Origin of the sequence: Pseudomaricurvus hydrocarbonicus (genome assembly GCF_011602365.1) — a bacterium.
Taxonomy (GTDB): domain Bacteria; phylum Pseudomonadota; class Gammaproteobacteria; order Pseudomonadales; family Cellvibrionaceae; genus Pseudomaricurvus; species Pseudomaricurvus hydrocarbonicus.
This window is the reverse complement of the sequence record NZ_JAAONZ010000008.1, coordinates 85,172-109,594: the sequence shown is the minus strand read 5'-3', so window position 1 is coordinate 109,594 and position 24,423 is coordinate 85,172. Positions and strand designations below refer to the sequence as shown.

Here is a 24,423-nt window from a genome sequence, read left to right as displayed (position 1 = left end):
ACCTTCATTATTACTCTGAAATAAATATGGCAGGCCAGGAGGGACTCGAACCCCCAACACCCGGTTTTGGAGACCGGTGCTCTACCAATTGAACTACTGGCCTAGAAAATAAAAGCCGAACCCGAGATCAGAGCAAACCGCTCCAGCCCCGGCACCCGGCCTTTAAATCACCGATTACTCGATGATTTTAGCTACAACACCAGCACCAACGGTACGGCCACCTTCGCGGATAGCGAAACGCAGACCTTCGTCCATGGCGATTGGGTGAATCAGGGTAACAGTCATCTGAATGTTATCACCTGGCATTACCATTTCAACGCCTTCTGGCAACTCACAAGCACCAGTTACGTCAGTGGTACGGAAGTAAAACTGTGGACGGTAACCTTTGAAGAATGGAGTGTGACGACCACCTTCATCTTTACCCAGCACGTAAACTTCGCCTTCGAACTTGGTGTGTGGAGTGATTGAACCCGGCTTGGCCAGTACCTGACCACGCTGAACTTCTTCACGCTTGGTACCACGCAGCAGAACACCACAGTTCTCGCCCGCACGACCTTCGTCCAGCAGCTTGCGGAACATCTCTACACCCGTACAAACGGTCTTGGTGGTGTCTTTGATGCCCACGATTTCAATTTCTTCGCCGACTTTGATGATACCGCGCTCAACACGACCGGTAACAACAGTACCACGACCCTGGATGGAGAAAACGTCTTCGATTGGCATAATGAAAGCACCATCGATCGCACGCTCAGGCTCAGGAATGTAAGAATCCAGAGTCTCAACCAAAGTTTTAACCGCAGTGGTACCCAGACCATCGGTGTCTTCACCGTTCAGAGCCATCAGGGCAGAACCGGCGATGATTGGAGTGTCGTCACCTGGGAATTCGTACTGGTCCAGCAGCTCACGCAGCTCCATTTCTACCAGCTCCAGCATTTCGTTGTACTCTTCAGTACCGAAACCGCCACAGTCTTCAGCCAGCAGGTCAGCTTTGTTCAGGAAAACTACGATGTAAGGTACACCAACCTGACGAGACAGCAGGATGTGCTCACGAGTCTGAGGCATTGGGCCGTCAGTCGCACCACAAACCAGGATAGCGCCGTCCATTTGAGCAGCACCGGTGATCATGTTCTTAACGTAATCGGCGTGTCCCGGGCAATCTACGTGCGCGTAGTGACGAACCGGAGAATCGTACTCAACGTGAGACGTTGCGATGGTGATACCGCGCTCACGCTCTTCAGGAGCGTTATCGATACCGTCAAAAGCAACGGCTGAACCGCCCCATACTTCCGCACATACGCGAGTCAGAGCTGCAGTCAGAGTAGTTTTACCGTGGTCAACGTGACCGATGGTGCCCACGTTTACGTGTGGTTTTGAACGTTCAAATGCTTCTTTAGCCATTACGAGGGCCTCCTCAAATTACACACTCGCTGAGCGCAGCCGCCCAAAACAGGACAAGCAATACACCCAAACACACAAAAACGCCGTAAAGATACCTTATCTTTCACGACGCAAATACTGGAGCTCTTGAGCGGATTTGAACCGCTGACCTCACCCTTACCAAGGGTGTGCTCTACCAACTGAGCTACAAGAGCTTAATTCTTGCTTATAGCAGAACCTGGAGCGGGTAGCGGGAATCGAACCCGCATCATCAGCTTGGAAGGCTGAGGTTCTACCATTGTACCATACCCGCTAAACTTACCTTTTTAGCCCTACAGAGCTAGGCCTTGCGCGCCACTGTCGAAACACCTACTCTTTAGAGCTTATGCATCGACAGAAAATATGGTGCAGGGGGGTGGATTCGAACCACCGAAGCTTTCGCGTCAGATTTACAGTCTGATCCCTTTGGCCACTCGGGAACCCCTGCCAAAAAAAGAGGCGTTATTTTCCGCCTGTTTCCGGCAACTGTCAACCGATAATTCCAGAGAATTCACACGGTTACAGCAACAAGATAAAAAAATTTGGAGCTGGCGAGAGGAGTCGAACCCCCGACCGGCTGATTACAAGTCAGCTGCTCTACCAACTGAGCTACGCCAGCCCAAATCACCGAATCACGACCCCAAAGTTGGGACTCGCTTTAAGTGAGGGCGCGATTCTAGTGAAACTTTTCCCCGGACGCAACAGGTGAACAGAAATTTTGTCGTTTCTCCAGGCCGTCTTCCCGATTCAACAGCTCAAACCAGCGCTCATCAGCCACTTTTTCGGCCTCTCCCACCCCCAAAGACACCCAGATCTCTTCAAAAGTCCGGGGAATTGGCCGGACAGCCGCCTCATACCCGAGCGATAAAATCACCGCCAAGCGCTCTTCCGCCCTGGCGCGACTGCTGAAAACACCAAATGAGATACCATTTTCCAGCTCCCCCTTGGGGATAACGTAACTGTCGATATTTTTCGCCTGCATTTCATGCAAGCGCCGCAAAGCCGCCTTGCGGGAAGGTTCAGGGCTTTGGTACACCCAAAAATTGGGGTCGCCAGGCACCTCCACCTTGCGCACCTGAGCCGACACCTCCAGCGCCTGCAGGTTTTCCACCAGATATTCAGCGGGCAACATATCCTGAAAGGGGCCAACGTAAGTACAGAGGGGCCGGGAGTCGACAGCCAGCCCATCACCAGGCTGCCCTGCAGCAGACTCCGCAGCGACGCCTGCCCCCGCCTCGGCCCCAGACGCCTGAGAGACATCGATCCGCTCGCGCGGCAAAATATCTTCCGGCTCCAACTCGCCAAGCAACACCAACCGCTGCACACCAGACTCTACCGGCACCGCTGACTTGGGCGGGGCCAGATCAACCGCCGCCGGCCGAAACCACAGCACACCAAACAACCCCAAATTCACAACCACCAACGTTAAAAATATTGCACGCATAACATTTCCCAAAAACCGCCCGCCACCGAACCGGCACCTGCCTTCAAATCAACCCTTGACCACGATCCAGCGGACGGGATTCAGCCAGCGACAAGCCGTCAAGCACCAAATCCTCCACCACCAGAACCTCCATTTTGTCCGCCAGCAAAGCAACCAGCAGAGGGGCATCCCCTCCCGTCAAGAGGACTTTCCAGTGCTGGCCGCCTCCCCCTTGCGCCAACTGGCGCGACCAAACTTCGTTCACCAGCCCCGCCACCATAAGCGGTAACCCCGAACTGACGGCCGACACCGTATCGCGCCCCGGCAAACCCGACACCTGCCAATCCGGTACCACCCGCACCCGCGCCGTATCCTGAAACAACGCGGCATTCATTAATCGCAACCCCGGAACAATATAGCCTCCCCGGTGCTGGCTGCCACACAACACATCGACGGTTACCGCGCTGCCGCAGTCCACGACCACAACCCCGTCGGCCTGGTAGGCAGACGCCGCCAGCACGGCCAGCCAGCGATCGACGCCGAGCACTGCTGGGTTGTCATAGCCAACGTCCACCCCCGCAGCCCGCGGTGACACTACGGCAAACCGGGCCTCAACGTCGAAACACTGCCGCGCCCACTGATCAATGGCCACCGCCACTTCCGCAGCCGCCACCGACGACACCAGAACCGACTCCACGGCCGCTCCGGCCAGTGCGACCGCCAATTGCGCAAGCAGCTCGGGTGGCCCGGAGAAGTCAGACCAGACCAAAAAGCCTCGCGCCTTCACCTCATTTTGTGAACACAAGCGCCATTTCAGGCGGGTATTACCCACATCAATTTGCAACTGTGCACGACACAATGCCAAATCCGACATCAATCCGCTGCCCTCAAAGACACTTCACCGCCGTTAAACTCCTCAACAGTATCACCAATCGCCAGCCGCAATGCGCCCGAATTGGTCACACCCAGAGCCACGCCACTAACGACCTCATTGCCGATCATTAAGGTCACCTCCCGACCGGCAAACACATGCACCGCCTCCCACTCATCCCGACAAGCGGTGAACCCGGCCACATGGTAACCGGCCAACAGTGGCAGTAACTCATCCAGCACCGCCGTCGCCAGCTCATTGCGGGACAATTGCGGCAGAATCTGACTCATGTCTGCCCACGGCTGATCGATCCCCTCTGCGGATTGAGCCGCCATGCGGACATTCAGCCCCAACCCCACAACCACCTGGCAGACACCCGCCGGATCTCCGGTCATTTCCAGTAACACGCCCGCCAGCTTGCGCCCCTGCCAGAGCACATCGTTGGGCCACTTGAGACCGACACCCTCAGCCCCCAGACGCCTCAGGGCTCTCACCAGAGCCACCCCCACCGCCAGACTCAAGCCCTCCAGCGCGGCCGCGCCGCCATCAAACTCTGCAACGACCGAGCAGTACAAACTCTGCCCAAAAGGGCTGACCCAAGTGCGCCCGCGGCGACCGCGACCGGCGGTCTGGTGCTCCGCCAGGCACACATAGCCATGCCCGCCGCCAACACCGGCGCGCGCCATCGCCTGCACATTGGTCGAATCCACGCTCTGGCGCACATCCAACTCGGACAAAAAGCTTTTCGCCGCCCCGGCCAAACCCGACTCAATCCGCTCCGGGTCCAGCAATTCAATCCCGCCCGGCAAACGATAGCCCTTGCCCTTCACCGATTCCAGCGGGATCCCATAGGCCTCCAGCTTTTGCAAATGCTTCCACACCGCCGTACGGCTCACCCCCAGCAACTCACCCAGCACCTTGCCGGAATGAAACTCACCGTCGGCCATTAATGTCAAAATCGCCTGTAAATTCATAACTCAGTCTTTTGCCCCTTGCGACAAAACATCCAACAACCCTTTCAAATCCTGACGCAAAGCCCCGACATCAAGCCCCAGTGACCCCAGCGAGCCGGCCGCCTGACTCACCCAACTGGCCGCCGTCGCCTCCAGCGCACAGCCCTGCTCCGTCGCAGCCACCAACACCCGACGCTCATCTTCATCGTCGCGCCGCCGGGTCACCAGCCCCTGCTGCTCCAGCCGCTTCAACAATGGCGTCAAGGTTCCGGAGTCCAGCCGCAAGCGAGCCCCCAGCATCTTCACAGTCGGCTCCTGCGGCTGAGACTGAGCCCACTCCCACAACACCATCATGACCAGATATTGGGGGTAGGTTAAACCAAGCTCCTTGAGCATGGGCTGGTAGGCTTTTGTCATCGCCCGGGAACCGGCGTACAACATAAAGCAAAGCTGCTCATCCAGGCGAATCAAATCATTATTTCCCACAGGGACTGCCCACCTTATCTCTCATACACTCAATCATCGTCACCCCACCGCCCGGGCATCAACCCAGCCACGGCGCCCAGCGCCCAGCGCCCAATGCCCAATGCCCAATGCCCAATGCAGAGACCAGCAGTACCTGCGACAAGCCCAGGCGCACTCACCCCCATCAAACACAGTCAATTACAACAAGGCCTCAATGGCCGACTCCAGGCTTTCAGGCTTATCCTTGGGCGCAAAACGCTTAACCGACCCATCACGCCCAACCAGAAACTTGGTGAAGTTCCATTTGATGGATTCGGTCCCCAGCAGCCCTGGCGCCTGAGATTTCAACTGACGGAACAAGGGATGGGCATTGTCACCGTTCACCTCCACTTTCGCAAACAGCGGGAAAGTCACCCCGAAGTTGCGCTCGCAAAAACTGTCAATCTCCGCACTGTCGCCTGGCTCCTGCTTGCCAAACTGATTGCAGGGAAACCCCAGAATCTCCAGACCACGATCTTTGTATTTTTTGTACAACGCTTCCAACCCCTTGTACTGGGGAGTAAAGCCACATTTGCTGGCGGTATTCACCACCAGCACCACCTTGCCCTCATAATCGGCCAGCGAACGCTCTTCGCCGGACAAAGTTGCAGCCGAAAATTCCGTTAACAAACTCATTACAATACCCTCTTAGTAACATATAAATGCAAAATTAAATTGTGCACAATTAAAATAGTCTAAAAAGTGGTCTGTGGCAATGGGAAAATAGTAGCGAGTACAGCCTTGCAGGAGGTTGAGACCTCCTGCAAGGCTGTAGGCGGAATCAGTTCAAAACCACGGAGACGTTGTCGATCAGGCGCGCGCCGCTGGTGAACATGGCCCCCAGAATGGTGAGCTCGGAATCGTCGACGGCGGCGGCTTCGAGGGTTTTGCTGTCGGAGATGGTGAAGTAATCCACCTTGAAACCGGCCTCTTCGATCTGCTGCCTGGCCTCGGCCTCGAGCACTTCAAAATCGCGACGCCCGCTGACAATTTGATCGGCAACCCAGTTGAGACTCTTGTTCAACTGACTGACCCGGGGACGCTCTTCGTCGGTGATAAAGCCGTTGCGGGAGCTCATCGCCAAACCATCGGCTTCGCGGTGGATCTCACCGGCGGTGATCTGCACCGGCATACACAGGTCTTCCACCATGCGACGAATCACCGCCAGCTGCTGGTAGTCTTTCAAGCCAAAGACCGCCTCATCCGGTTGCACGATGTTGAACAATTTGGTCACCACCGTCGTCACGCCCTCAAAGTGCCCAGGGCGACTGGCACCACACAACACATCGGTCATGGTTGGGCAGATGACGCGGGTCTGGGTATCCATGCCATTGGGGTACATCTCAATGTCGTCGGGGTGAAACAGGTAATCACAGCTCGCGTCCCGCAAGCGCTGGCAATCGTTTTCAAACGTGCGCGGGTATTTGTCCCAATCCTCATTCAGGCCAAACTGAAGACCGTTGACAAAGATCGAGCACACCACAATATCGTTAGTCTCGCGAGCGCGCTCAATGAGTTGGATGTGGGCATCATGAAGATTCCCCATGGTCGGCACAAAACCAATGCGCTTGCCTGCCATGCGCTCTTTTTTCAAGGCGTCGCGCAGCGAAGCAATGTGATGGAAAATTTGCATGATCAGCTCTCTCTTTGGCAATTCCAGCAAGTTAAACAGGTTTCAGGGTCGGGCGATTTGAGGATCCCGCGGCGCACACCCCAGCGCCAGAGTCAGGCAAGAAGGTAAAATCAGAAGTCGTCAGCCTGACTGAAATACTCAGGCGCAAGGTTTTCAAAGCGTGTGAACTTGCCCACAAAGGCCGCCTTACTGGTTCCCACCTCACCGTTGCGCTGTTTACCCACAATCAATTCAGCCACCCCTTTATCCGGGCTCTCTTCGTTGTAGTATTCATCGCGGTAGATAAACAAAATAACATCGGCGTCCTGCTCAATTGCACCGGATTCCCGCAGATCCGAGTTCATCGGCCGCTTGTTCGGGCGCTGTTCCACCCCGCGATTCAGCTGCGACAACGCAATCACCGGACAGGAATACTCTTTCGCCAGCGCCTTGAGGGAGCGGGAGATCTCTGAAATTTCCTGAGTCCGGCCCTCACTCTTGCCCGCCACCTGCATCAGCTGCAGGTAATCGAGCATGATCATGGCTGGCCGGCTTTTCTCCTCCAGCTCTTCCTGCGTCAACCCCGGCTGCTTTTGCTGCAGCTCCACCAGGTAGGAGCGCGTAACACGCTTGACCCGAGCCCGCACCTCCTGCGGCGTTAACCCCGGGGTATCATCAATGAACAACGGCTTGTTCTTCATTTTGGCCACCGCCGCCGACAGCTTGGGCCAGTCCTCCTCGGTGAGAGAGCCGTCGCGCAACTTGCCGGCATCAATCCGACCGACCGACGACAACATCCGCATGACCAGCGAATCGGCCGGCATCTCCATGCTGAACACCAGTGACGGCTTGTCCTGGGTCATCAGTGCCGCCTCAACAAAGTTAAGTGCCAGCGCCGTCTTCCCCATAGAGGGGCGGGCGGCCAGAATAATCATTTCCCCGGGCTGCCACCCGGAGGTGCGCTCATCCAGTGCCGTCAGGCCCGTCGACAGGCCCGTGATCGTGGCGTCCGAGCGAAAGCGCTCATCAATCTTCTCTACCGACACCTTCAACAGCGAATTGACGTCCTGAAAACCACCTTCTTTGGGTCGATCCTCAGCAATTTCAGCGACCCGCTTCTCCGCCATTTGCAACAAGTCATCCGAATCCAGACCAGACGGGTTCTGACTGGAACGGCTGATTTCGTTGGCCGCATGAATCAACTGCCGCAGCGTGGCACGCTCGCGAACAATTTGAGCATAAGCCGCAATATTGGCCGCACTGGGCGTATGGGTCGCCATTTCGGACAGGTAACCCAACCCCCCCACGTGGGAGAGCAGGTCATGGCGATTCAGCTCTTCCGACAGGGTAATGATGTCCAGCGGCTGACCGGCATCATTCAGCTTGGCCATCATCTGATAAATCTGGCGATGGCTGTCGCGGTAAAAGTCTTCCTCAGAAATCACTTCCGCGACGTTATCAAAACGGTGGTTCTCGAGCATCAGCCCGCCCAGCACCGCCTGCTCCGCTTCAATGGAATGCGGCATGGGATCGCGCGACACCCCTCCCGGAGAACGGCCAAAGTCCTCCTCCCGATCCCGGCTGGCAGAGTAGTCGGATGGGTAATCAGACGAATAGTCGGATGAATAAGACTGCGGATCGGTCATAGTATGAGGTACGACTAAATTGTAGGAAGACGCCTATGAACAGGCGCGCGGGTTAGTTAGCCCAGGGGCAAGCGTGTATTGACCCAAGACTTAATGGGCTAGTTTGCATAGCACGGGGGAGATTAGCAAGACTTCTGCCCGGAGATATTGCAACCGTACGCGGGATGGCAACACACCTCAGCGGCGATCGCCGAACCCGCCCAGAAGCTTAAGGCCTTTGCGTTCGAAACCGGCCCGCCTGCTCGCGCCATGCCTTTCAGCGGCGAGAGCGACAACACCGACCCGAACAGCATCCACACCGAACAAACACCGTCGCCACAAACAACTCGGGCGCTGCTCCGGCACCGCTATCCTCAGACAGCGGGCGGAACAACGCCCGAATTGACAAGCCGCGCTCAGAGCCTGGGCCCTCAACGCCACTCAAATAACAGTCACCACTCCCAACCACTTATTCAGTAGCCCGTCATGCGCAACCGTCATCAGTCAGCCACTGACATTACTCAGCGGCCAATAGTGCTCAGTAATGGTATTACTCAGCAACTACGATCAGCTTAACCGCCTGAGTCACTTCAGCGTGCAACTGTACGTCGACGTCGTACTCGCCCACCTCACGCAGAGTGCCTTCTGGCAATTTCACTTCAGACTTGGTTACTGCGACACCAGCTTCGGAGATCGCCAGAGCCAGGTCACGGGTACCCAGTGAACCAAACAGCTTGCCTTCGTCGCCAGCATTGGCGGTGATGGTTACTGTAAGTTCAGCCAGCTTCTCAGCGCGAGCTTCAGCAGCAGTTTTCTTTTCAGCAGCGGCAGCTTCCAGCTCAGCACGGCGTGCTTCGAAGTCAGCAACGTTGGCTGCAGTTGCGGGAATTGCTTTTCCTTGCGGGATCAGGAAGTTGCGGCCAAAGCCTGACTTCACAGAAACCTGGTCACCGATGTTGCCCAGCTTTCCCACTTTTTCGAGCAGAATAACGTTCATTTCGTTAATCCTCTAAGTTAATTTCATAGTTCACGCATCGCGCTTAATCGTCCGAATCGTCCCTGTCACGCTCTTGGCGACGGCCCGACTTGGCTTCGATGCGCGAACGAAAGTCTGTCCACGTATCCAGTACTGCAATCACCAAAACCAGGGGACTTGCAAATACCAGAACCAAATAAAACAAGATCAACCATTGGCCACCCAACTTCAGGGTTTTCACCACATGGTGAGCGATGGCGGCACCGACCACCAGCAACGGGAAGCCAAACAGGCCCGCCCAATGCTGGTAATCCAACCCCCGCTGCCAGCAGTAAAAGACGGCAGCAAAGCAGGTCAACGTCGCCAGCGGCTTCAGCCGCAGCTGATGAAACTCCTGCTGCAAACCCCCCGGGTTGTACAGCAGAGCCTGCCACCAACGCGCCAACAGCAGGCTCATAAATGAACTTACCGCCATGACATAGGCAATCAAGCCAACCACGAAGGTCTCGGAAGGCGTCACAATAGTCGTGCCATCCGGCGCCTGAGCCTGCATCTGCTCAAGCATTTTACCCAACGCTTCTGTCATCCCCGCGACCGGGTCCGGGATCAACTGGGTCAGAGACAGTGCCGCCAGGGCACTGAATGCAACCAACCCCATCAGGGTTGAGCCCCAGGAGCTGCTGCTTCTCAGCAGCAGGGCGAACGCCATCGTCGCCAGCAATCCCGCTATGGTCACCACTGGCATCAGTGGTCCCATATCACTGATAACAAATGTCACCAGCGCCGGCAGTACCGCCCACAACAGGACCATCAGTCCGTCGAAGGGGCCGCGTCGCAATGTCACCAAGGCCACCGCAGCCGGGCTAATCAGTGGAAACCAGCTCCCGACGAGAGCCACCACTGAAGCCTGCGCGCGTCCACGCATAATAAATTCAGCCAGTGCGCGCACAATAATTGTTCTCTTGTATTACTGATTAATCGTGGCTATCCGTGTACGGCAGCAATGCCAGGTAGCGGGCGCGCTTGATAGCGGTAGCCAGCTGACGCTGATATTTAGCTTTGGTGCCCGTGATACGGCTAGGTACAATTTTGCCAGTCTCTGAGATGTAAGCTTTCAGAGTTTCCAGGTCTTTATAGTCAATCTGCTTAACACCTTCAGCGGTGAAACGGCAGAACTTACGACGACGGAAAAAACGTGCCATGGGTAAACTCCTTATTCTTCGCCAGCTTCATCAGCGGCAGATTCGTCGGCTGAAGCAGCTTCAGTAGAAGCGGTTTCAGTAGAAGCAGTATCAGTAGACTCTTCACGACGGTCCTGACGGTCCTGACGGTTAGCCTTGCGCTCGCGACTCTCTTTTTCCGCTTTCATGATCGGAGACTCTTCAGTTACAGCCTCGTCCATGCGAACCACAAGGTTACGCAGAACAGCATCGTTGTAACGGAAGTTGGTAGTCAACTCTTCCAGCACTTCTTCAGTACACTCAACATTCATCAGAATGTAGTGAGCTTTGTGAATCTTGTTGATTGGGTAAGCCATTTGACGGCGGCCCCAGTCTTCCAGACGGTGAACTGCACCACCTGCATCGTTGATAGATGCAGAGTAACGCTCGATCATGCCTGCTACTTGCTCGCTCTGATCCGGATGAACCAGGAACACAATTTCGTAATGACGCATTTTAGCTCCTTACGGGTTTAAGCCTCCCCATCACAAGATCGGTAAGGCAAGGAGGACTGAAGTTAAACAGACTGTTTCAAGCGTTCTGAAACAAACTCTTCAGCCATAATTAGGGCCGCGTATTCTAGGGGCGGGAATGAGGGAATGCAAGGATTTGTGCATTTTATGGTCGATAGACACCCATTTACCCCCGCCGCCGTACCCACAACGTCAGAGATTACAGTACACTCGCCTCACCTGGCGCGCCCGCGACCGGTTGCGCAACCGCACGCACAAGAACACTGGAGACACGCATGAAAATCTGGGTCGATGCCGACGCCACCCCCAAACCGGTGAAAGAGATTCTGTTCCGCGCCGCCCAGCGGGCCGGAGTAACCACCACCCTGGTGGCCAATCAGAGCCTCAGCGTGCCCAACTCCCCCTTCCTCAAAACCGTGCAGGTACCCAGCGGCTTTGATGTCGCCGACAACTACATTGTCCAGCAGTGTGAGAGCGGTGACCTGGTGATCACCGCCGACATCCCCCTGGCCGCCGAAGTGGTGGAAAAAGGCGCACTGGCCATCAACCCTCGCGGCGAGAAATACACCCCGGAAAATATCCGGCAGCGCCTGGCCATGCGCGACTTTATGGAGGAAATGCGCTCTTCAGGGCAGGTGACCGACGGCCCCAAGACCTACAACCAGCAAGACCGGCAAGCGTTTGCCAACACCCTGGACCGGCTGCTGGCGAAGCGATAACGGCCATCCAGTTCCAGACCTGGCGCGCTGCGAGGAGCTGCGCACGCGCACGGCCATCAAGCGTGCTCAATACGCGGCAGCGCCAGCGAACAAGCCGCCGCCAGCCCCACCATCAACGACGACACCAGCAGGCACGCCTCCAGCCCCCACACCTGATAGACCACACCGGACAGCAGCGTGCCAACCAAGCGCCCGGCCGCATTCGCCATGTAGTAGAACCCCACATCCAATGACACGCCCTCTTCCTTGGCGTAGGCCACGATCAGGTAAGAATGCACGGCCGAATTGATCGCAAACACCACCCCGAAGACCAGCAACCCCGCCACCACCACGACCTCGGGTGACCACTGCAACCACATCGCCACAGCAATCGTCAGCGGCAGACCGGACAACAGCAGCGCCCACTCCAGTGCGGTTTTACCGTCGGGCGCGTTGCCCGAGCGAATGCCGGTAAGCGCAGGCGCCTGTGCCTGAACCAGGCCGTAGACAATAATCCAGCCCGCCAACATCGCACCGACGGACACGTGCGACCAGCCCAGCTGCGATTGCAAAAACACCGGCAGAGCCACCACAAACCACACATCCCGGGCGCCAAACAAAAAGAAACGGGCGGCGGACAGCTTGTTGACGGCCGCGCTTTTGGAGAACAGGTCGCGGAACCTGGGCTTAAAGCGGGCCTTACCCAACTCACGGTCCAGCAGCGCCACACTGAACACCAACACCCCCAGCAACCCCGCCGCCATAACCGCAATCGCCCCGCGAAAGCCCAGCCACGCCATCAACAGGGCCCCCAGAAAAAACCCCACGCCCTTGAGGCTGTTCTTGGACCCCGTCAACAGCGCCACCCAGCGATAGAGCTTTTCACTCTGAGGATGGCCATCGGCCCCCGAAGGGATAAGCATTTTGATGCTGCTTTTGGCGCTCATCTTGTTGAGGTCCTTGGCAATACCGGACAGCGCCTGAGCCACCATCACGTAGGCCACACTCAACCACGAGGCATCCACCAGCAGCATTCCCAACGCCAGCACCTGCAGCCCCAACCCAATGTGCATGGTGATGTTGAGGCCGACGCTTGCCGCCAGCCAGCCCCCCACCAGATTGGTGACCACACCAAAGAACTCGTACAACAGAAACAGCATGGCGACTTCCAGCGGGCTGTAGCCCAAACCGTGAAAGTACAACACCACCAGCATGCGCAACGCGCCATCGGTCAAGGTAAACGCCCAGTAACTGACGGTCACCACCAGATACTGAGCCACTTCCCGCGGCAATTCAGCGAGCTTGCTCAAACGGGCATTCACAGCGAAGCCGCCACCTTCTGCACCAGCTCCATCATGCGATTGACGTAGCCCACTTCGTTGTCGTACCAGGCCAGTATTTTCACTTGCGTGCCATTAATAACCATGGTGGATGCGGCGTCGACGATGCTGGAGCGCTTGTCGTTGGTGTAATCCACCGACACCAGCGGCCGCTCTTCATAGCCCAGCACACCCGCCAGCGCGCCTTCTGACGCCGCCTTCAGCGCCTGATTGACGGCCTCTGCAGTGACGGGCTGCTCCAGCTCGAAGACACAATCGGTGAGGGACGCATTGGCCAGCGGCACTCGCACGGCAAGGCCATTGAGACGGCCTTTCAGTTCCGGAAAGATTTCCGTAATCGCGGTCGCCGACCCGGTCGAGGTGGGAATCAACGATTGTCCACAGGCGCGCGCGCGACGCAAATCCGAGTGATATTCATCCAGGATGCTCTGAGTGTTGGTGATGTCGTGAATGGTGGTGATCGAACCGTGCCGGATGCCAAACTGCCGGTGCATCACCTCGACCACCGGCGCCAGACAGTTGGTGGTACACGACGCCGCCGTGACAATGTTCTGCGAACCGTCGTAAAGGTGATCATTGACGCCCATGACGACGTTCAGGGTGCCGTCCTTGATCGGGGCAGAGACCACCACCTTTTTCACCCCGGCGTCAAAGTACGGCACCAGCGCCGCCTGACTCTTAAACTTGCCAGTGCACTCCACCACCAGATCAATGCCCAAATCACGCCAAGGCACGGATTGCAGATCGCCATGCTGGGAATAAGACAGCCGCTCACCGTCAATGCTCAGCGAGCCGTCAACGACCGCGACATCGCGATCCCAGCGACCGTGCACGGAATCAAACTCCAGCAGGTGGGCGGCCGCATCGACACCCCCCGCCTTTTCATTAATGTGCACGACCTGGAAGCCTTCCCAGCCCCAGGCCGCTCTCAGGGCCAGGCGCCCCATCCGACCAAACCCATTAATTGCTACTCGAACCGTCATGCTTACCCCTTCGTAGAATCAGCGCCTTCATCAAACTGCATATGCGTATAAACAAATATACACACCCAATATTGCAGTCACTTTTCACTGTTTAATCAGCAGCAACCCGCACCTTCTTTTTCCGCCAGCGTGCGCAGGTCACCCCTGACTGCCGGCGCGCTGGCCGCCTCCGTCTGAATCAGCGCCAACAACCCGGCCACAAACCCGGCCGTTTGCAGCAACTGATAGTAGACCCAGACGCCTTCACGGCGCGTCACCACCAAACCACTGTTGCGCAAATAAGCCAGATGGCGTGACACGACGCTCTGCGACACCCCCAAGACCGCCACAATGTCGCACACACACAATTCCCCGCTCTCCAGCAGCAGGCAGACAATGCGCAAGCGCACCGGCTCAGACAAAGCCTTAAACACATTGGCGTAATCAGAAATATCCATCGGCGAACTATATTCGCCAAGCCAAATACATGCAACGCCCGCAATACCGCAACCCACCTCCCAACGTCTAACCTGTATACAGCTAACAAAATCAACGGCTTAACAATGATTTTGAGTTAACACCAAATAAACCTGCCAATTCTGGCAAAATCTGCGTATAATTCGCGCCCTCTTGTAATCGGGATCATTGGCTAAGCGCCTTACTCTGGGCCGTTCGCGACATCCTTGGCGGATGGACGCAAACCGCGACTCTTTATTGTTATTGCATCATATTGCTTTTTGCATCTTTTGCATCGATACCGTCAGTTAAACCTTAACCACTCGTTAAGCTCTAACTCGTTATCGAAAGCTGCCTTCCAGGCGGTTGGATTTAAAGACATGCCCACGACTATGGAATGAGGGGAGATGTACCGGAACTTGTCATTGTGAACAAGCCGGCGCAGAGACTCCCACATCGTTACTGTGCTTTTTTATATAGGTAGTTGACTTATATAGGTGTACGGCGGCGATTCACTAAGGCTAACAGTCACTGCCCCCTCTAACCTAAGGTCTACCCATGTCTAATGACTCTATACGCTTTGCCGATCTCGGCCTGGCGGAACCTGTATTAAAAGCTGTCGAAGCCGTCGGCTATGAAACACCCTCCCCCATTCAGGCCCAGGCCATCCCGCACATTCTGGAAGGTAAGGATATTCTCGGCATGGCGCAAACCGGTACCGGTAAAACCGCCGCCTTTGCCCTGCCCCTGCTGACGCGCATCGATCCGCGCTCCAACAACACTCAAGTCCTGGTACTGGCTCCGACTCGCGAGCTGGCCATTCAGGTGGCCGAAGCCTTCCAAAGCTACGCCGCCCAAATGAAGGGTTTTCACGTCCTGCCCATCTACGGCGGTTCCGATTACCGCGGACAGATTCGTGGCCTGCAGCGCGGCGCACAAGTGGTTGTGGGCACGCCCGGTCGCGTGATGGATCACCTGCGTCGCGGCACCCTGAAACTGGACAACCTGCAAAGCGTGGTTCTGGATGAAGCCGACGAAATGCTGCGCATGGGCTTTATTGATGACGTCACCTGGATTTTGGATCAGACCCCGGCCAAGCGCCAGGTTGCCCTGTTCTCTGCCACCATGCCGCGTGAAATCCGCAAGGTTGCCGACACCTATCTGAGCAACCCGGAAATCATCAAGATTGAAGCGCAAACCCAGACCGTTGAAAAGATTGAACAACTCTACTGGCTGGTGCGCGGCGTCAACAAGCTGGACGCACTGACCCGGATTCTGGAAGTCGAAGAGTTCGACGCCATCATCATGTTTGTGCGCACCAAAAATGCCACCGCGGAGCTGGCCGAGAAACTGGAAGCGCGCGGCTATTCTGCGGCGGCACTGAACGGCGACATGAGCCAGCAATTGCGCGAGCGCGCCATTGAACGCCTGAAGAACGGCAAACTGGACATCATCATCGCCACCGACGTTGCCGCTCGCGGCATTGACGTTTCCCGTGTCAGCCACGTGATCAACTACGACATCCCTTACGATGCCGAAGCCTATGTACACCGCATTGGCCGCACCGGTCGTGCTGGTCGCACCGGCAAGGCGATTCTGTTTGTGGCCCCGCGTGAAAAACGCATGCTCTCCACCATTGAGCGCACCACCAAATCTGTTATCGCTGAACTGCAGCTGCCGAGCAAAGCCCAGGTGGCTGACAAGCGCATCACCCAGTTTAAACAACAAATCAGTGCCGCGGTCGAGGAGCAAGACCTGTCCTTTTTCCGCGAAGTCATCATGAACTACAGCGAAGAAACTCAGGCAGAGCCTTTGGACATTGCCGCCGCACTGGCGTACCTGGCACAGCTTGAAAAGCCTCTGCTGCAGCCCAAGGACATTGTGGAAGACAAGCCGGTTCGTCGCGAGCGCGATGACCGCGGTGAACGAGGTGAACGCCCAGACCGCAAGCGTCGCGAACGCGCCAACGACGCCGATCTGGAGACCTTCCGCCTTGAAGTCGGCCACAATTTCCACGTCAAGCCGGGCGATATTGTGGGCGCCATTGCCAACGAAGCCGACATTGACAGCAACTACATTGGACACATTAAAATTCGCGAGTCCCACACTTACGTGGACCTGCCGAAGGGCATGCCCAATGAATTGCTGCAGAGTCTGAAAAAAGTGCGCGTGCGCGGCCAGCAGATCAATCTGTCCCGCTTTGAGGGTGTGGTCGAAGAAGACACTTCACGCGGTCACAGTAAGCGTCCGTTTAAGAAAGGCCCCCCGCGCGGCGGCCAGAAGCCTGGCGGTCACCGCGGCAGTCGTCCACCTCGCGACTAGCTCCCCCTACGGGTTAATCCCCACCGGGATTGACTCCAGGGTGAACACAAAAAACGGCCGCTACTGCGGCCGTTTTTTGTGCGCGAATGAACATCCGACAGCATTACCCGGAAACCCCGGCGACCAGATACTGACTCAGGTCAACTTCATCAATCTGCGCCTGCGGCAAATAGCGTTGCGCGTATTTCAGATACACACCACGGCGCAAAAACAAATCAAACACCTGCGCATCCACATGCCCATTGGTCACCATCTGCGCCAGGATGTCGATGGCGACGCTGACCGGTTTGGCTTGTTTATAGGGCCGGTCAGCGGCGGTCAACGCCTCAAAAATATCCGCCAGCACCATAATGCGCTCCGGCACCGACAGCTGGTCCCCGGTAAGTTGTCGCGGGTAGCCGGTGCCGTTCATGGTCTCATGATGTGTGGAGGCATAGCGGGGTACTCTTGCCAGCTCCGGAGGAAAGGGCAGCTTATCCAGCATACGGATGGTGCTGATGACATGCTCATTAATTTTAAAGCGGTCTTCGGCGGTTAAGGTGCCGCGCTCAACACACAGGTTGTGCAACTCCCCCAGGTCATAAAGATGGGTCGGCACCGCCATGTTAATCCCCAGGCGCGGATCGTAGTCCACGTCATGTTGGCGCTCAACGATGTGTTCAGGCTTGTCAGCCAGCAACGGTTCTTCGCAGGGCAGTGTGGCAGAACCGGGGCCAGAATGACGATCCGGCAGCGACGCGATGCGAGCCTGCTCAACGGGGGACAACCCCAGCCGATCGTCAAAATGTCGCACCCAAGTGGTGGTCGCCAGCTGTTGCAGGCGCCGTTTTTTGTCGTCACTCAAAACTTCACCGCCGACATTCATCGCCGCCACAAACGCAAAATCGTCTTGTAACTGTTGCTGGCGGTCGAGCCATTGCTGCTGATACTCAGCCGCCTGGCTGGGATTGCGCAGACACTGTTGCCAGTATTCGATTTCAGCGTCCCGCCACAACACTTCAAAGCGCATCCGGACTTCGTGGATGCGATTGTAAATTGCCTCCAGCTTTGAACCCTTGTCGACAATATGCTCCGGCGTTGTGATCTTGCCGCAATCGTGCAGCCAGGCCGCCACCCGAAACTCCCGCCACTCATCCTCAGAGTGAAACTTAAACCCCTTAAAGCAACCCGTGGTGGCAGCTTCAGCCTCACGAGCCAGCATGAACGCCAGTTCCGGTACCCGCTCGCAGTGCCCGGCGGTGTAGGGAGACTTGTCATCAATGGCCTGAGCAATGACCTCAATGAAAGCATCCATCAACGCCACCTGCCTCGCCTCATGCGCCTCAATAGCTTCAGCCATTGTCGTCATGGAGCACCCCAGAGCATCAATTTCCTGGATATGGCTGCGCGGGACCGCCAACTGATCATAGGCACGCTGTTGAACTTTGGCATTTTCGACGGCCAGCTTTTGAATCGGCTTCACCATCGGCAAGGCGCACACCCAGGGCAAGGGCATTAGCAGAAGCAACCAGCCGGCGGTCAGCAGCACCGACCATTTGAGCTTTGCCAGCACTGGCGCCAGCACATCCTGCACCGGAATCGTCACCGAAAAAAATTCGCCGGTGCGGCTGTTGCCACCAAACGGGGTGACAAACATGAAATGCGGCTCCCCCTGCACCTCCACCTCATGCAATCGCCCCTGACGCCCGCGCGATTGCGCGATGGCCACCAACTGAGGGTCGGCAGCGGTTGCGGCCAGAGATTGAGACACCGGCAAGGCCCCCAAAGACAGACCAGGGCGTCCGCGGGAAATCACTGTGCCGTTTTTTTCAAACACGATCATGTCGGTGCGGTCACTGAAGCGGTTGCGGTGCAGATAGCGGTCTAACGTCGACAGCGTTATATCGACACCGATCACGGCCGCTGTGCCGGTGAGGCGCATCGAGTAAGTTTGTCCCGGCGCCGACAAGCTGCGCAACAGGTAGGGCTCGGTTTTATTCACCCGATCCGGCAGCGCCTGGCGATACCACGGCCGCTGACTGACGTTAAAATCGGTGGCTTCACGTCGCTCTGCTCGCAGTTGAAAATCCGTGTCGTAATAGCGGTAGTGGCGTTGGCGCGGCCCTGCCCCGGCAGGTACCGTCACCGTGACCCAGCGATCGGCAGCGGCCGCCCGCAGCTGTTTTCTGACCCCGGGTTCACTGTTGAGGTTGATGACCTCATAAAAACTGCCATTTTCCAGCCCCACATACATGGCATAGAACATCGGCTTGTTGTGCATCGCCTCCGCGAAGACGGTGCGGGCAGCCTCGCTCGCCCGCAGCCCCTCGACCAGGTTTGGGTAAGTGGACAGGATCTTGACCGTGTGTACGATGTCGCGATCGACCGACCTTAAAAACTGGCTGCTGGCAGACGCCAGGGCACTGAAGCGGGACACTGCCGCCTCGCTCGCCTGCACCCTGGTGAAATGATATTGCAGACCGACGGCCGCCGCTGCCGTCATCAAGGTCGCCACCACGAAAATAATAACGACCATCGCTCGCAGCGGGAGTTGCCATGGTTGCCGATCGGTCCGGGACGCCGCCCCAAAAGCAGACAAGGAAGGTTCCTCCATGAGCCACAGCCCGCGTCTGGACTGTTTCTGGATATGGGTGCTGCCGCCGTGACCGCAACGGACAACACCGCCGTGAGATCTGGCTTGTTTCGTGTTTATCGTCTTATGTATAGCTGGCGCAGATTGAAAGGACAATGTCGCCAGGCCAGCGTCAGGGCCGCAGGCACAGACAGATATTAAGCCGGGAAAGCCCTAGAGCGCAGGCGATTGCCATGCGATGGCAACCGCGCGGGACGAAGTTACACCGTCAAAAACATCCGCAGATCAGCGCTTTTGACTCCGCAACTGACGCTTGCGCCACCACAGATAAACGCCACTGCCGAACAGCAGCGCGGGCGCCAATCCCGTCAGCAGCAGTAAGTTGCGCCCCGGCAGCCCCAACACATCGCCGTTGTGCAACGGGAATTGCCACAGTAAAAACTGGCTACCCGGCGCCAGTGTGCCCAGCGCACGACGCTCAAGCACCTCGCCCGTGTATTGATCCAGCTTCAGCCGGCTGGCGCCATACGTACGCCAGGGTTCCTCGGGTAAATTAAAGGAAAAGCGGTAATAGCCTTTGTCGGATTTGGGCAAATCAATGCGGGTTAACTTGCCCTGCGGAAACACCTGCCGGGCCAGGTCGGTGGCAGCATCAATCCCCAAAGGTGCCGGCAAGGCCTCCTGCCCGTCAAAGGCGGTGACGGCAGAGGCAACAGCGCTGGCCGCCTCAACCGGCCAGATACTGCCCACCAGGGCCGCTACCTGGCGGGGAAAAACCAGACTGACACCGGAAAAGGCCACCACCAGCAACACCGGCGCCAAATACACACCGACCACTTTGTGCAGGTCAAAATAAAAGCGAAAGCGGTTGCCGTTGCGGCGTAGGGTCAGGGCGTTGCGCCAACGACCTTTGCGCGGCCACCAGATCACCAGGCCAGACACGGCAAACAACAACAGCGCAATGCCCATCAAGCCAACGACCGTTTTGCCGGTGTCACCGGACAATAAGGTGTAGTGCAAACGGTACAGCCAGGACATGGGGTATTCGCCCCAGGTGCGAACCGCCAGCACCGTGCCGTCGGCGGGAGACACACTCACTTCCAGCGGGCCGGCGGCACCGGCAGGCGCCGCAAAGCGCACCACGTGAGGACTGTGGCTGCCGCGCTGAAGATTGATGCGCTGCAGCGCTGGCTGCCCGGGCACGGCCGCCTGCGCATTGGCCAGCACCCGACTGAGCGGCGCCCCTTGCGCCACCGGCTCGAACGCCACGGTGTGCGGCGCCAGCCGTTCATCGAGGGCGTGGTCGAACACCAGCAGGCTGCCCGTCAGGCCGATGACGGCCAGCAGCAGACCCACTGTCAGGCCAGCGTATTTGTGAAGAGTAAAAAGCGCGCGACGCACGTAAACAGCTCCCGACCGCTAAGCCCCAAGGTTAAAACTGATAACTGTAGGATCAAAACTGATCGTTGTAGGATTAAAACTGATAGTTGTAACTCAGGCTCATACTGCGACCGATGCCTTTAAAATTACGCGCGTCATTGCCAACCGTTTGCGAGTAATAAGTAAAGTAGTCTTCGTTGGTCAGGTTCTGAATCCCCAACACAAACTGCCCACCCAGCGCCAGTAACTGCGCACTCACATCGAAGGTGGTGTAGCCATCGAACTCTGCGTATTTGACGCCGCTGGCGGCGTCAAAGTTGCGATCCAGCATCACATTGGCCTGCACCCGCGTGCTCAGGCGATCCCCCCAGCTGCGCTCCCAGCTCAGGTTTACTCGGTTGGGTGCAATGTTGGCACCATCGAGGTCAGTGTCGACACGGCCATCATCATCCGAGTCGTAGCGCCCTTTGGTGTAGGCTACCCGCAAGCCGAGGGTGTCAGACTCGGTGGCAAACCATTGACTGCTGAACTCAACACCATCAATTTCCGTTTGCTCGCGGTTAACGGTGTAAATACCATCCGCGCCCCGATTGAGGCGCTGACCGAAATCCGAATCCGACGCATAGTAGGCCAGTTGCGCGTTAAAGCGTTCGCCGTGAAACTCAACACCCAGCTCCTGATTTTCCGTGAGAATGGGCTCCAGATCGAGGAAGGTTTCCACGCTCTGATTCGCGACATTAATGCCCCGCAACACACGGCCCACATCCGGCATGGAGAAGCCTTCAGAATAGTTGGCATACACCCGCCAGCGCTCCGTGACCTGGTAGGTGGCGCCAATATTACCCAGCGTTTCACTGAAGTCGATATCGCCACCCTGCACAAATTGACTGCCGTAGGAAGCCAGCGTGGTAAAGTCATCCACTTCGAGGGTGGAGATTTCACGACGCAGACCGGCCGTCACACTCAGCTTTTCCACTCCGGTGAATTCACCCTGCACATAGGGAGCGACGTTTTTATACAACGTCGGCGGTACCCAGCTGCGACCGGTGAGGATCAACGCCTGCCAGGTTTCATCCTCATAGGCATCCACCCCGTAGACCAGATTCACCGGCAACCCGGCCACATCGTCTTTAATCAACGTCAGTTTTACGCCGTATTTTTCGGAATTATTCTGCGACTGATCGAACAGGGTGCCTACCGGCGCGATCGACGCGTCCTGAAAAGTACCGCTGGGCGTGCCGCCGTAGGTGCCTTCAAAGTCCTGGCTGAATGCCTGCAGGCGCAACTTGTGTCCCAGCCAAGCCTCGTGACTGTACTGCAGGTTGATCGTGGTCACCTCATTGGAAGGCTCTTTACCCGGCACGTCGGCCTCAATCGAGGACGTGGGAATACCGGCGTCCTGATCCCCATCAACCTGCAGCCAATTATTGTTGCCTTCAATGTTGTAGTGATTGACCGTCAGCTGCACGCGCTGTTCTCCCCAGCTGTGACCCACCTTGATGAAGGCGTTAATGGCATCGCTGTCCATGGTGTCGCCCTGGGTATTGTCAAAGCCGACCACCTCACCATCGGCATCGTAGCTGACCCCGGTGGAGCGATAGCTGACGCTGCCGAGAAAGTCGATCTCCGCCGCCTGGCCCGAGACACTGTAGCTGGCGCCATACCCGAGACTGTCACTGGCGTCTTCCGGCTGCAGGTTGGTTTCAAAACGCACCGCCTGCTGCAGGTCTTCCGTCGGTTCTTTGGTGATCAGGTTGATGATGCCGCCGGAAGCGCCCATCCCATGAATCGCGTTGGCCCCGTGAATCACCTCGACGCGCTCCAGCATTAAGGGGTCTATGGTGTGCCCGTCGCGCCCGCCATTGCGCAGCGGATTGGATTGCGGAACACCGTCAATCAGGTAGAGGGGCTTGCGGCCACGCAGGCTTTCGCCCGCATTGCTCATCTTTTGGCGGCTGGGGGAAAAGCTTGGGATCAGGTTGCCGAGCACCGAGGACAAATCATTGCTGATGCTCAGCTGTTGCGTCAGGTCCACCTGATCAATCAGCGTCACTGTATTCGGAATGGTGCTCAGCGGGCGCTCAACCCGGCTTGCGGTCACGACCACTTCTTCACTGATGGCCGCCCTTTTGTTCTTGGCAACCTGAACGTCAGTATCCGCAGCCAAAGCGCTGTGCCCCAGAGTTAAACCGGCAGCCAGAACCGCCAGGCCGAGCGGATGACGGCAAAAAAACTCTCTCATAACCATTTCCAAATTCCCCACAATGTGAAAAGCCATGCGCCGCAGAGAGGCCGCAAAAAACAGCCTGAGCCACTGCTGACGCGGAAGCTTAAAAAGCAAACTAAATGATATGTATTCTCAATAATCGGCGAATTATAGGGAGGATCGGGTTAAAAGTAAAAGCACATTCCCACCCCAGCCCCCAACAACTTGCCAAAGCGGGCAGATATCGTGAGAATCGGCCCTGCCCGATTGCATCAGGCCCCTGGCTCAGGAGGGTGACGCAAGCCCCTGACACCCAGCTGAAAAGACCCATCATCTCTAGCGGAGCCCTATTCTTCTCATGCCTACTGCTCGGAAGCCAGACAGCGATCGCGTCAGCCCGCGTTATCAAGCCATTGTCGATATCGCGCCATTGTCCCTGGCAGTGATCCCCTGGGGCTTGCTGACAGGCTCTCTGGCCATTGAGGCCGGGCTCAGCCCCTGGCAAGCTCAGTGCATGTCGCTGCTGGTCTTTGCCGGCGCTGCGCAACTGGCGAGCTTGAATATGGTCCAGATCGGCAGCCCTCTGGCGGCGATCCTCAGTACCACGTTTGTGATCAGTTCCCGGCACTTGCTGTACTCGGCGGTGTATCGCAACTTTGCGCTGCAACTGAAACGGCACCAACGCTATTTACTGGCGTTTGTGCTCACCGATGAGATGTTTGCGGTCGTGGAGGAGTACCGCAAGCAACACGGGCGCTTTCATTACCCTTACGCCGTGACGGCTGGCTTCACGTTTTGGCTGGTGTGGAATCTGGCCTCGCTGGCGGGCATCGTCCTCGGCCAGGTACTGGGGGACATGCAAGCCTGGGGGTTTGAGTTTGCCGTGGCCGCCATTTTTATTGCCATGGTGGTGCCCGCAGTACGCTCGCTGGCCATTCTGGTGACCGTTACGGCCAGCGGCGTGATGATGGTCATCGCCGAACTGCACAGCCTGCCAAACGGCATTTTGATCGCCGGCCTGGTTGGCATGACAGCCGGGTTCACCACCGAGCAGCTGCAGAACTTAAGACAGCGAGCGTCCTCATGATGACCTGGATCATGATTGGTCTGATGGCTGCGGTGACGTTCTACAACCGCTACGCGTTTTTCTCGCCCCACCTGAAATTTTCCATCGGTCCGCGACTGCAATCACTGCTGAGTTACACCGCGCCGGCGGTGTTAACCGCGCTGTGGGTGCCCATTGTTTTCGTACGCGATGCCCCGCATGCTGAAAGCAAAGCGCTTAACCTGGACCTCGACAACCCTTATTTCCTGGCGGGCCTGATCACTGTCGCCATCAGTGCCCTGGTGCGCAAACCGCTGGTCACCGTGGTCGCCGGTGTGGCCGTCTTCATCGGCTTATCCCAATTCTGAG

General features: G+C 57.1%; 22 protein-coding genes and 5 tRNA genes. 4 read left to right on the top strand and 23 right to left on the bottom strand.

What is annotated here, in order from left to right:
* Positions 1-27: 27 nt before the first annotated feature.
* The 17 genes from G8770_RS12195 to rpsF form a co-directional block, all read right to left on the bottom strand.
* A tRNA-Trp gene (locus G8770_RS12195) sits at positions 28-103 on the bottom strand.
* 71 nt (positions 104-174) lie between these two features.
* Complete coding sequence (gene tuf, locus G8770_RS12190; RefSeq protein WP_167186850.1) at positions 175-1,398, bottom strand: elongation factor Tu; 1,224 nt, start codon at positions 1,396-1,398, stop codon at positions 175-177.
* 118 nt (positions 1,399-1,516) lie between these two features.
* Positions 1,517-1,592: transfer RNA gene (locus G8770_RS12185), tRNA-Thr, on the bottom strand.
* Positions 1,593-1,616: 24 nt separating this feature from the next.
* Positions 1,617-1,690 (bottom strand) — tRNA-Gly (locus tag G8770_RS12180).
* 90 nt (positions 1,691-1,780) lie between these two features.
* Positions 1,781-1,864, bottom strand: a tRNA-Tyr gene (locus tag G8770_RS12175).
* A 95-nt stretch (positions 1,865-1,959) separates the two neighbouring features.
* A tRNA-Thr gene (locus G8770_RS12170) sits at positions 1,960-2,035 on the bottom strand.
* A 57-nt stretch (positions 2,036-2,092) separates the two neighbouring features.
* Positions 2,093-2,860 carry a hypothetical protein gene (locus G8770_RS12165; RefSeq protein WP_167186847.1) on the bottom strand — a complete coding sequence of 256 codons (768 nt, stop codon included), beginning with the start codon at positions 2,858-2,860 and terminating at the stop codon, positions 2,093-2,095.
* 43 nt (positions 2,861-2,903) lie between these two features.
* Complete coding sequence (locus G8770_RS12160) at positions 2,904-3,713, bottom strand: type III pantothenate kinase (RefSeq protein ID WP_167186844.1); 810 nt, start codon at positions 3,711-3,713, stop codon at positions 2,904-2,906.
* Complete coding sequence (gene birA / locus G8770_RS12155) at positions 3,713-4,684, bottom strand: bifunctional biotin--[acetyl-CoA-carboxylase] ligase/biotin operon repressor BirA (RefSeq protein WP_167186841.1); 972 nt, start codon at positions 4,682-4,684, stop codon at positions 3,713-3,715. Before birA ends, G8770_RS12160 begins: the two co-directional genes overlap by 1 nt.
* A 3-nt stretch (positions 4,685-4,687) precedes the next feature.
* On the bottom strand, positions 4,688-5,149 hold the full coding sequence (locus tag G8770_RS12150) for a MarR family winged helix-turn-helix transcriptional regulator (RefSeq protein WP_341771143.1): 462 nt from the start codon (positions 5,147-5,149) through the stop codon (positions 4,688-4,690).
* Positions 5,150-5,326: 177 nt separating this feature from the next.
* Entirely contained in the window at positions 5,327-5,803 is a 477-nt protein-coding gene (locus G8770_RS12145) for a glutathione peroxidase (RefSeq protein WP_167186838.1), read from the bottom strand.
* Between the two features lie 145 nt (positions 5,804-5,948).
* On the bottom strand, positions 5,949-6,800 hold the full coding sequence (gene panC / locus G8770_RS12140) for a pantoate--beta-alanine ligase (protein WP_167186836.1): 852 nt from the start codon (positions 6,798-6,800) through the stop codon (positions 5,949-5,951).
* 110 nt (positions 6,801-6,910) lie between these two features.
* Positions 6,911-8,425: a replicative DNA helicase gene (gene dnaB / locus G8770_RS12135; RefSeq protein ID WP_425050392.1), complete on the bottom strand. Its 1,515-nt coding sequence runs from the start codon at positions 8,423-8,425 to the stop codon at positions 6,911-6,913.
* A gap of 529 nt (positions 8,426-8,954) precedes the next feature.
* A complete protein-coding gene (gene rplI / locus G8770_RS12130) occupies positions 8,955-9,401 on the bottom strand; it encodes a 50S ribosomal protein L9 (protein ID WP_167186833.1) in 447 nt (148 codons plus the stop codon).
* A 43-nt stretch (positions 9,402-9,444) separates the two neighbouring features.
* Positions 9,445-10,329: a YybS family protein gene (locus G8770_RS12125; RefSeq protein WP_167186830.1), complete on the bottom strand. Its 885-nt coding sequence runs from the start codon at positions 10,327-10,329 to the stop codon at positions 9,445-9,447.
* A 25-nt stretch (positions 10,330-10,354) separates the two neighbouring features.
* Positions 10,355-10,582 carry a 30S ribosomal protein S18 gene (gene rpsR, locus G8770_RS12120; RefSeq protein WP_167186828.1) on the bottom strand — a complete coding sequence of 76 codons (228 nt, stop codon included), beginning with the start codon at positions 10,580-10,582 and terminating at the stop codon, positions 10,355-10,357.
* Positions 10,583-10,593: 11 nt separating this feature from the next.
* Positions 10,594-11,055, bottom strand: coding sequence for a 30S ribosomal protein S6 (gene rpsF / locus G8770_RS12115; RefSeq protein WP_167186825.1), 462 nt, complete (start codon positions 11,053-11,055; stop codon positions 10,594-10,596).
* Positions 11,056-11,348: 293 nt separating this feature from the next.
* Here rpsF and G8770_RS12110 point away from each other — a divergent pair, with 293 nt between their 5' ends.
* The gene (locus tag G8770_RS12110; RefSeq protein ID WP_167186823.1) at positions 11,349-11,792 is read left to right on the top strand and encodes a YaiI/YqxD family protein; all 444 of its coding nucleotides are present in this window, start codon (positions 11,349-11,351) and stop codon (positions 11,790-11,792) included.
* Positions 11,793-11,848: 56 nt separating this feature from the next.
* Here G8770_RS12110 and arsJ read toward each other — a convergent pair whose 3' ends face one another.
* From arsJ to G8770_RS12095, 3 genes are all read right to left on the bottom strand, one after another.
* Positions 11,849-13,093: an organoarsenical effux MFS transporter ArsJ gene (arsJ, locus tag G8770_RS12105; protein ID WP_341771142.1), complete on the bottom strand. Its 1,245-nt coding sequence runs from the start codon at positions 13,091-13,093 to the stop codon at positions 11,849-11,851.
* Positions 13,090-14,094 (bottom strand): ArsJ-associated glyceraldehyde-3-phosphate dehydrogenase, encoded by a 1,005-nt coding sequence (locus tag G8770_RS12100; protein ID WP_167186821.1) that lies wholly within the window; start codon positions 14,092-14,094, stop codon positions 13,090-13,092. Before G8770_RS12100 ends, arsJ begins: the two co-directional genes overlap by 4 nt.
* 95 nt (positions 14,095-14,189) lie before the next feature.
* On the bottom strand, positions 14,190-14,531 hold the full coding sequence (locus tag G8770_RS12095; protein WP_167186818.1) for an ArsR/SmtB family transcription factor: 342 nt from the start codon (positions 14,529-14,531) through the stop codon (positions 14,190-14,192).
* A gap of 556 nt (positions 14,532-15,087) precedes the next feature.
* On the opposite strand from G8770_RS12095, the gene G8770_RS12090 reads away from it, so the two are divergent.
* Complete coding sequence (locus tag G8770_RS12090) at positions 15,088-16,851, top strand: DEAD/DEAH box helicase (RefSeq protein WP_167186816.1); 1,764 nt, start codon at positions 15,088-15,090, stop codon at positions 16,849-16,851.
* Positions 16,852-16,954: 103 nt separating this feature from the next.
* On the opposite strand, the gene G8770_RS12085 is transcribed toward G8770_RS12090, so the two are convergent.
* The 3 genes from G8770_RS12085 to G8770_RS12075 all read right to left on the bottom strand — a co-directional run bounded on the left by G8770_RS12085 (position 16,955) and on the right by G8770_RS12075 (position 23,045).
* Positions 16,955-19,444, bottom strand: coding sequence for an HD domain-containing phosphohydrolase (locus G8770_RS12085; RefSeq protein ID WP_167186814.1), 2,490 nt, complete (start codon positions 19,442-19,444; stop codon positions 16,955-16,957).
* A 264-nt stretch (positions 19,445-19,708) separates the two neighbouring features.
* Positions 19,709-20,824 (bottom strand): PepSY domain-containing protein, encoded by a 1,116-nt coding sequence (locus G8770_RS12080; RefSeq protein ID WP_167186811.1) that lies wholly within the window; start codon positions 20,822-20,824, stop codon positions 19,709-19,711.
* Positions 20,825-20,897: 73 nt separating this feature from the next.
* A complete protein-coding gene (locus tag G8770_RS12075) occupies positions 20,898-23,045 on the bottom strand; it encodes a TonB-dependent receptor (protein WP_167186808.1) in 2,148 nt (715 codons plus the stop codon).
* Between the two features lie 322 nt (positions 23,046-23,367).
* Here G8770_RS12075 and G8770_RS12070 point away from each other — a divergent pair, with 322 nt between their 5' ends.
* Together G8770_RS12070 and G8770_RS12065 are read left to right on the top strand one after the other, a co-directional pair.
* Entirely contained in the window at positions 23,368-24,096 is a 729-nt protein-coding gene (locus tag G8770_RS12070) for an AzlC family ABC transporter permease (protein WP_167186806.1), read from the top strand.
* On the top strand, positions 24,093-24,422 hold the full coding sequence (locus G8770_RS12065) for an AzlD domain-containing protein (RefSeq protein ID WP_167186803.1): 330 nt from the start codon (positions 24,093-24,095) through the stop codon (positions 24,420-24,422). The genes G8770_RS12070 and G8770_RS12065 overlap by 4 nt, the downstream gene beginning before the upstream one ends.
* The last annotated feature ends 1 nt before the right edge of the window (position 24,423 follow it).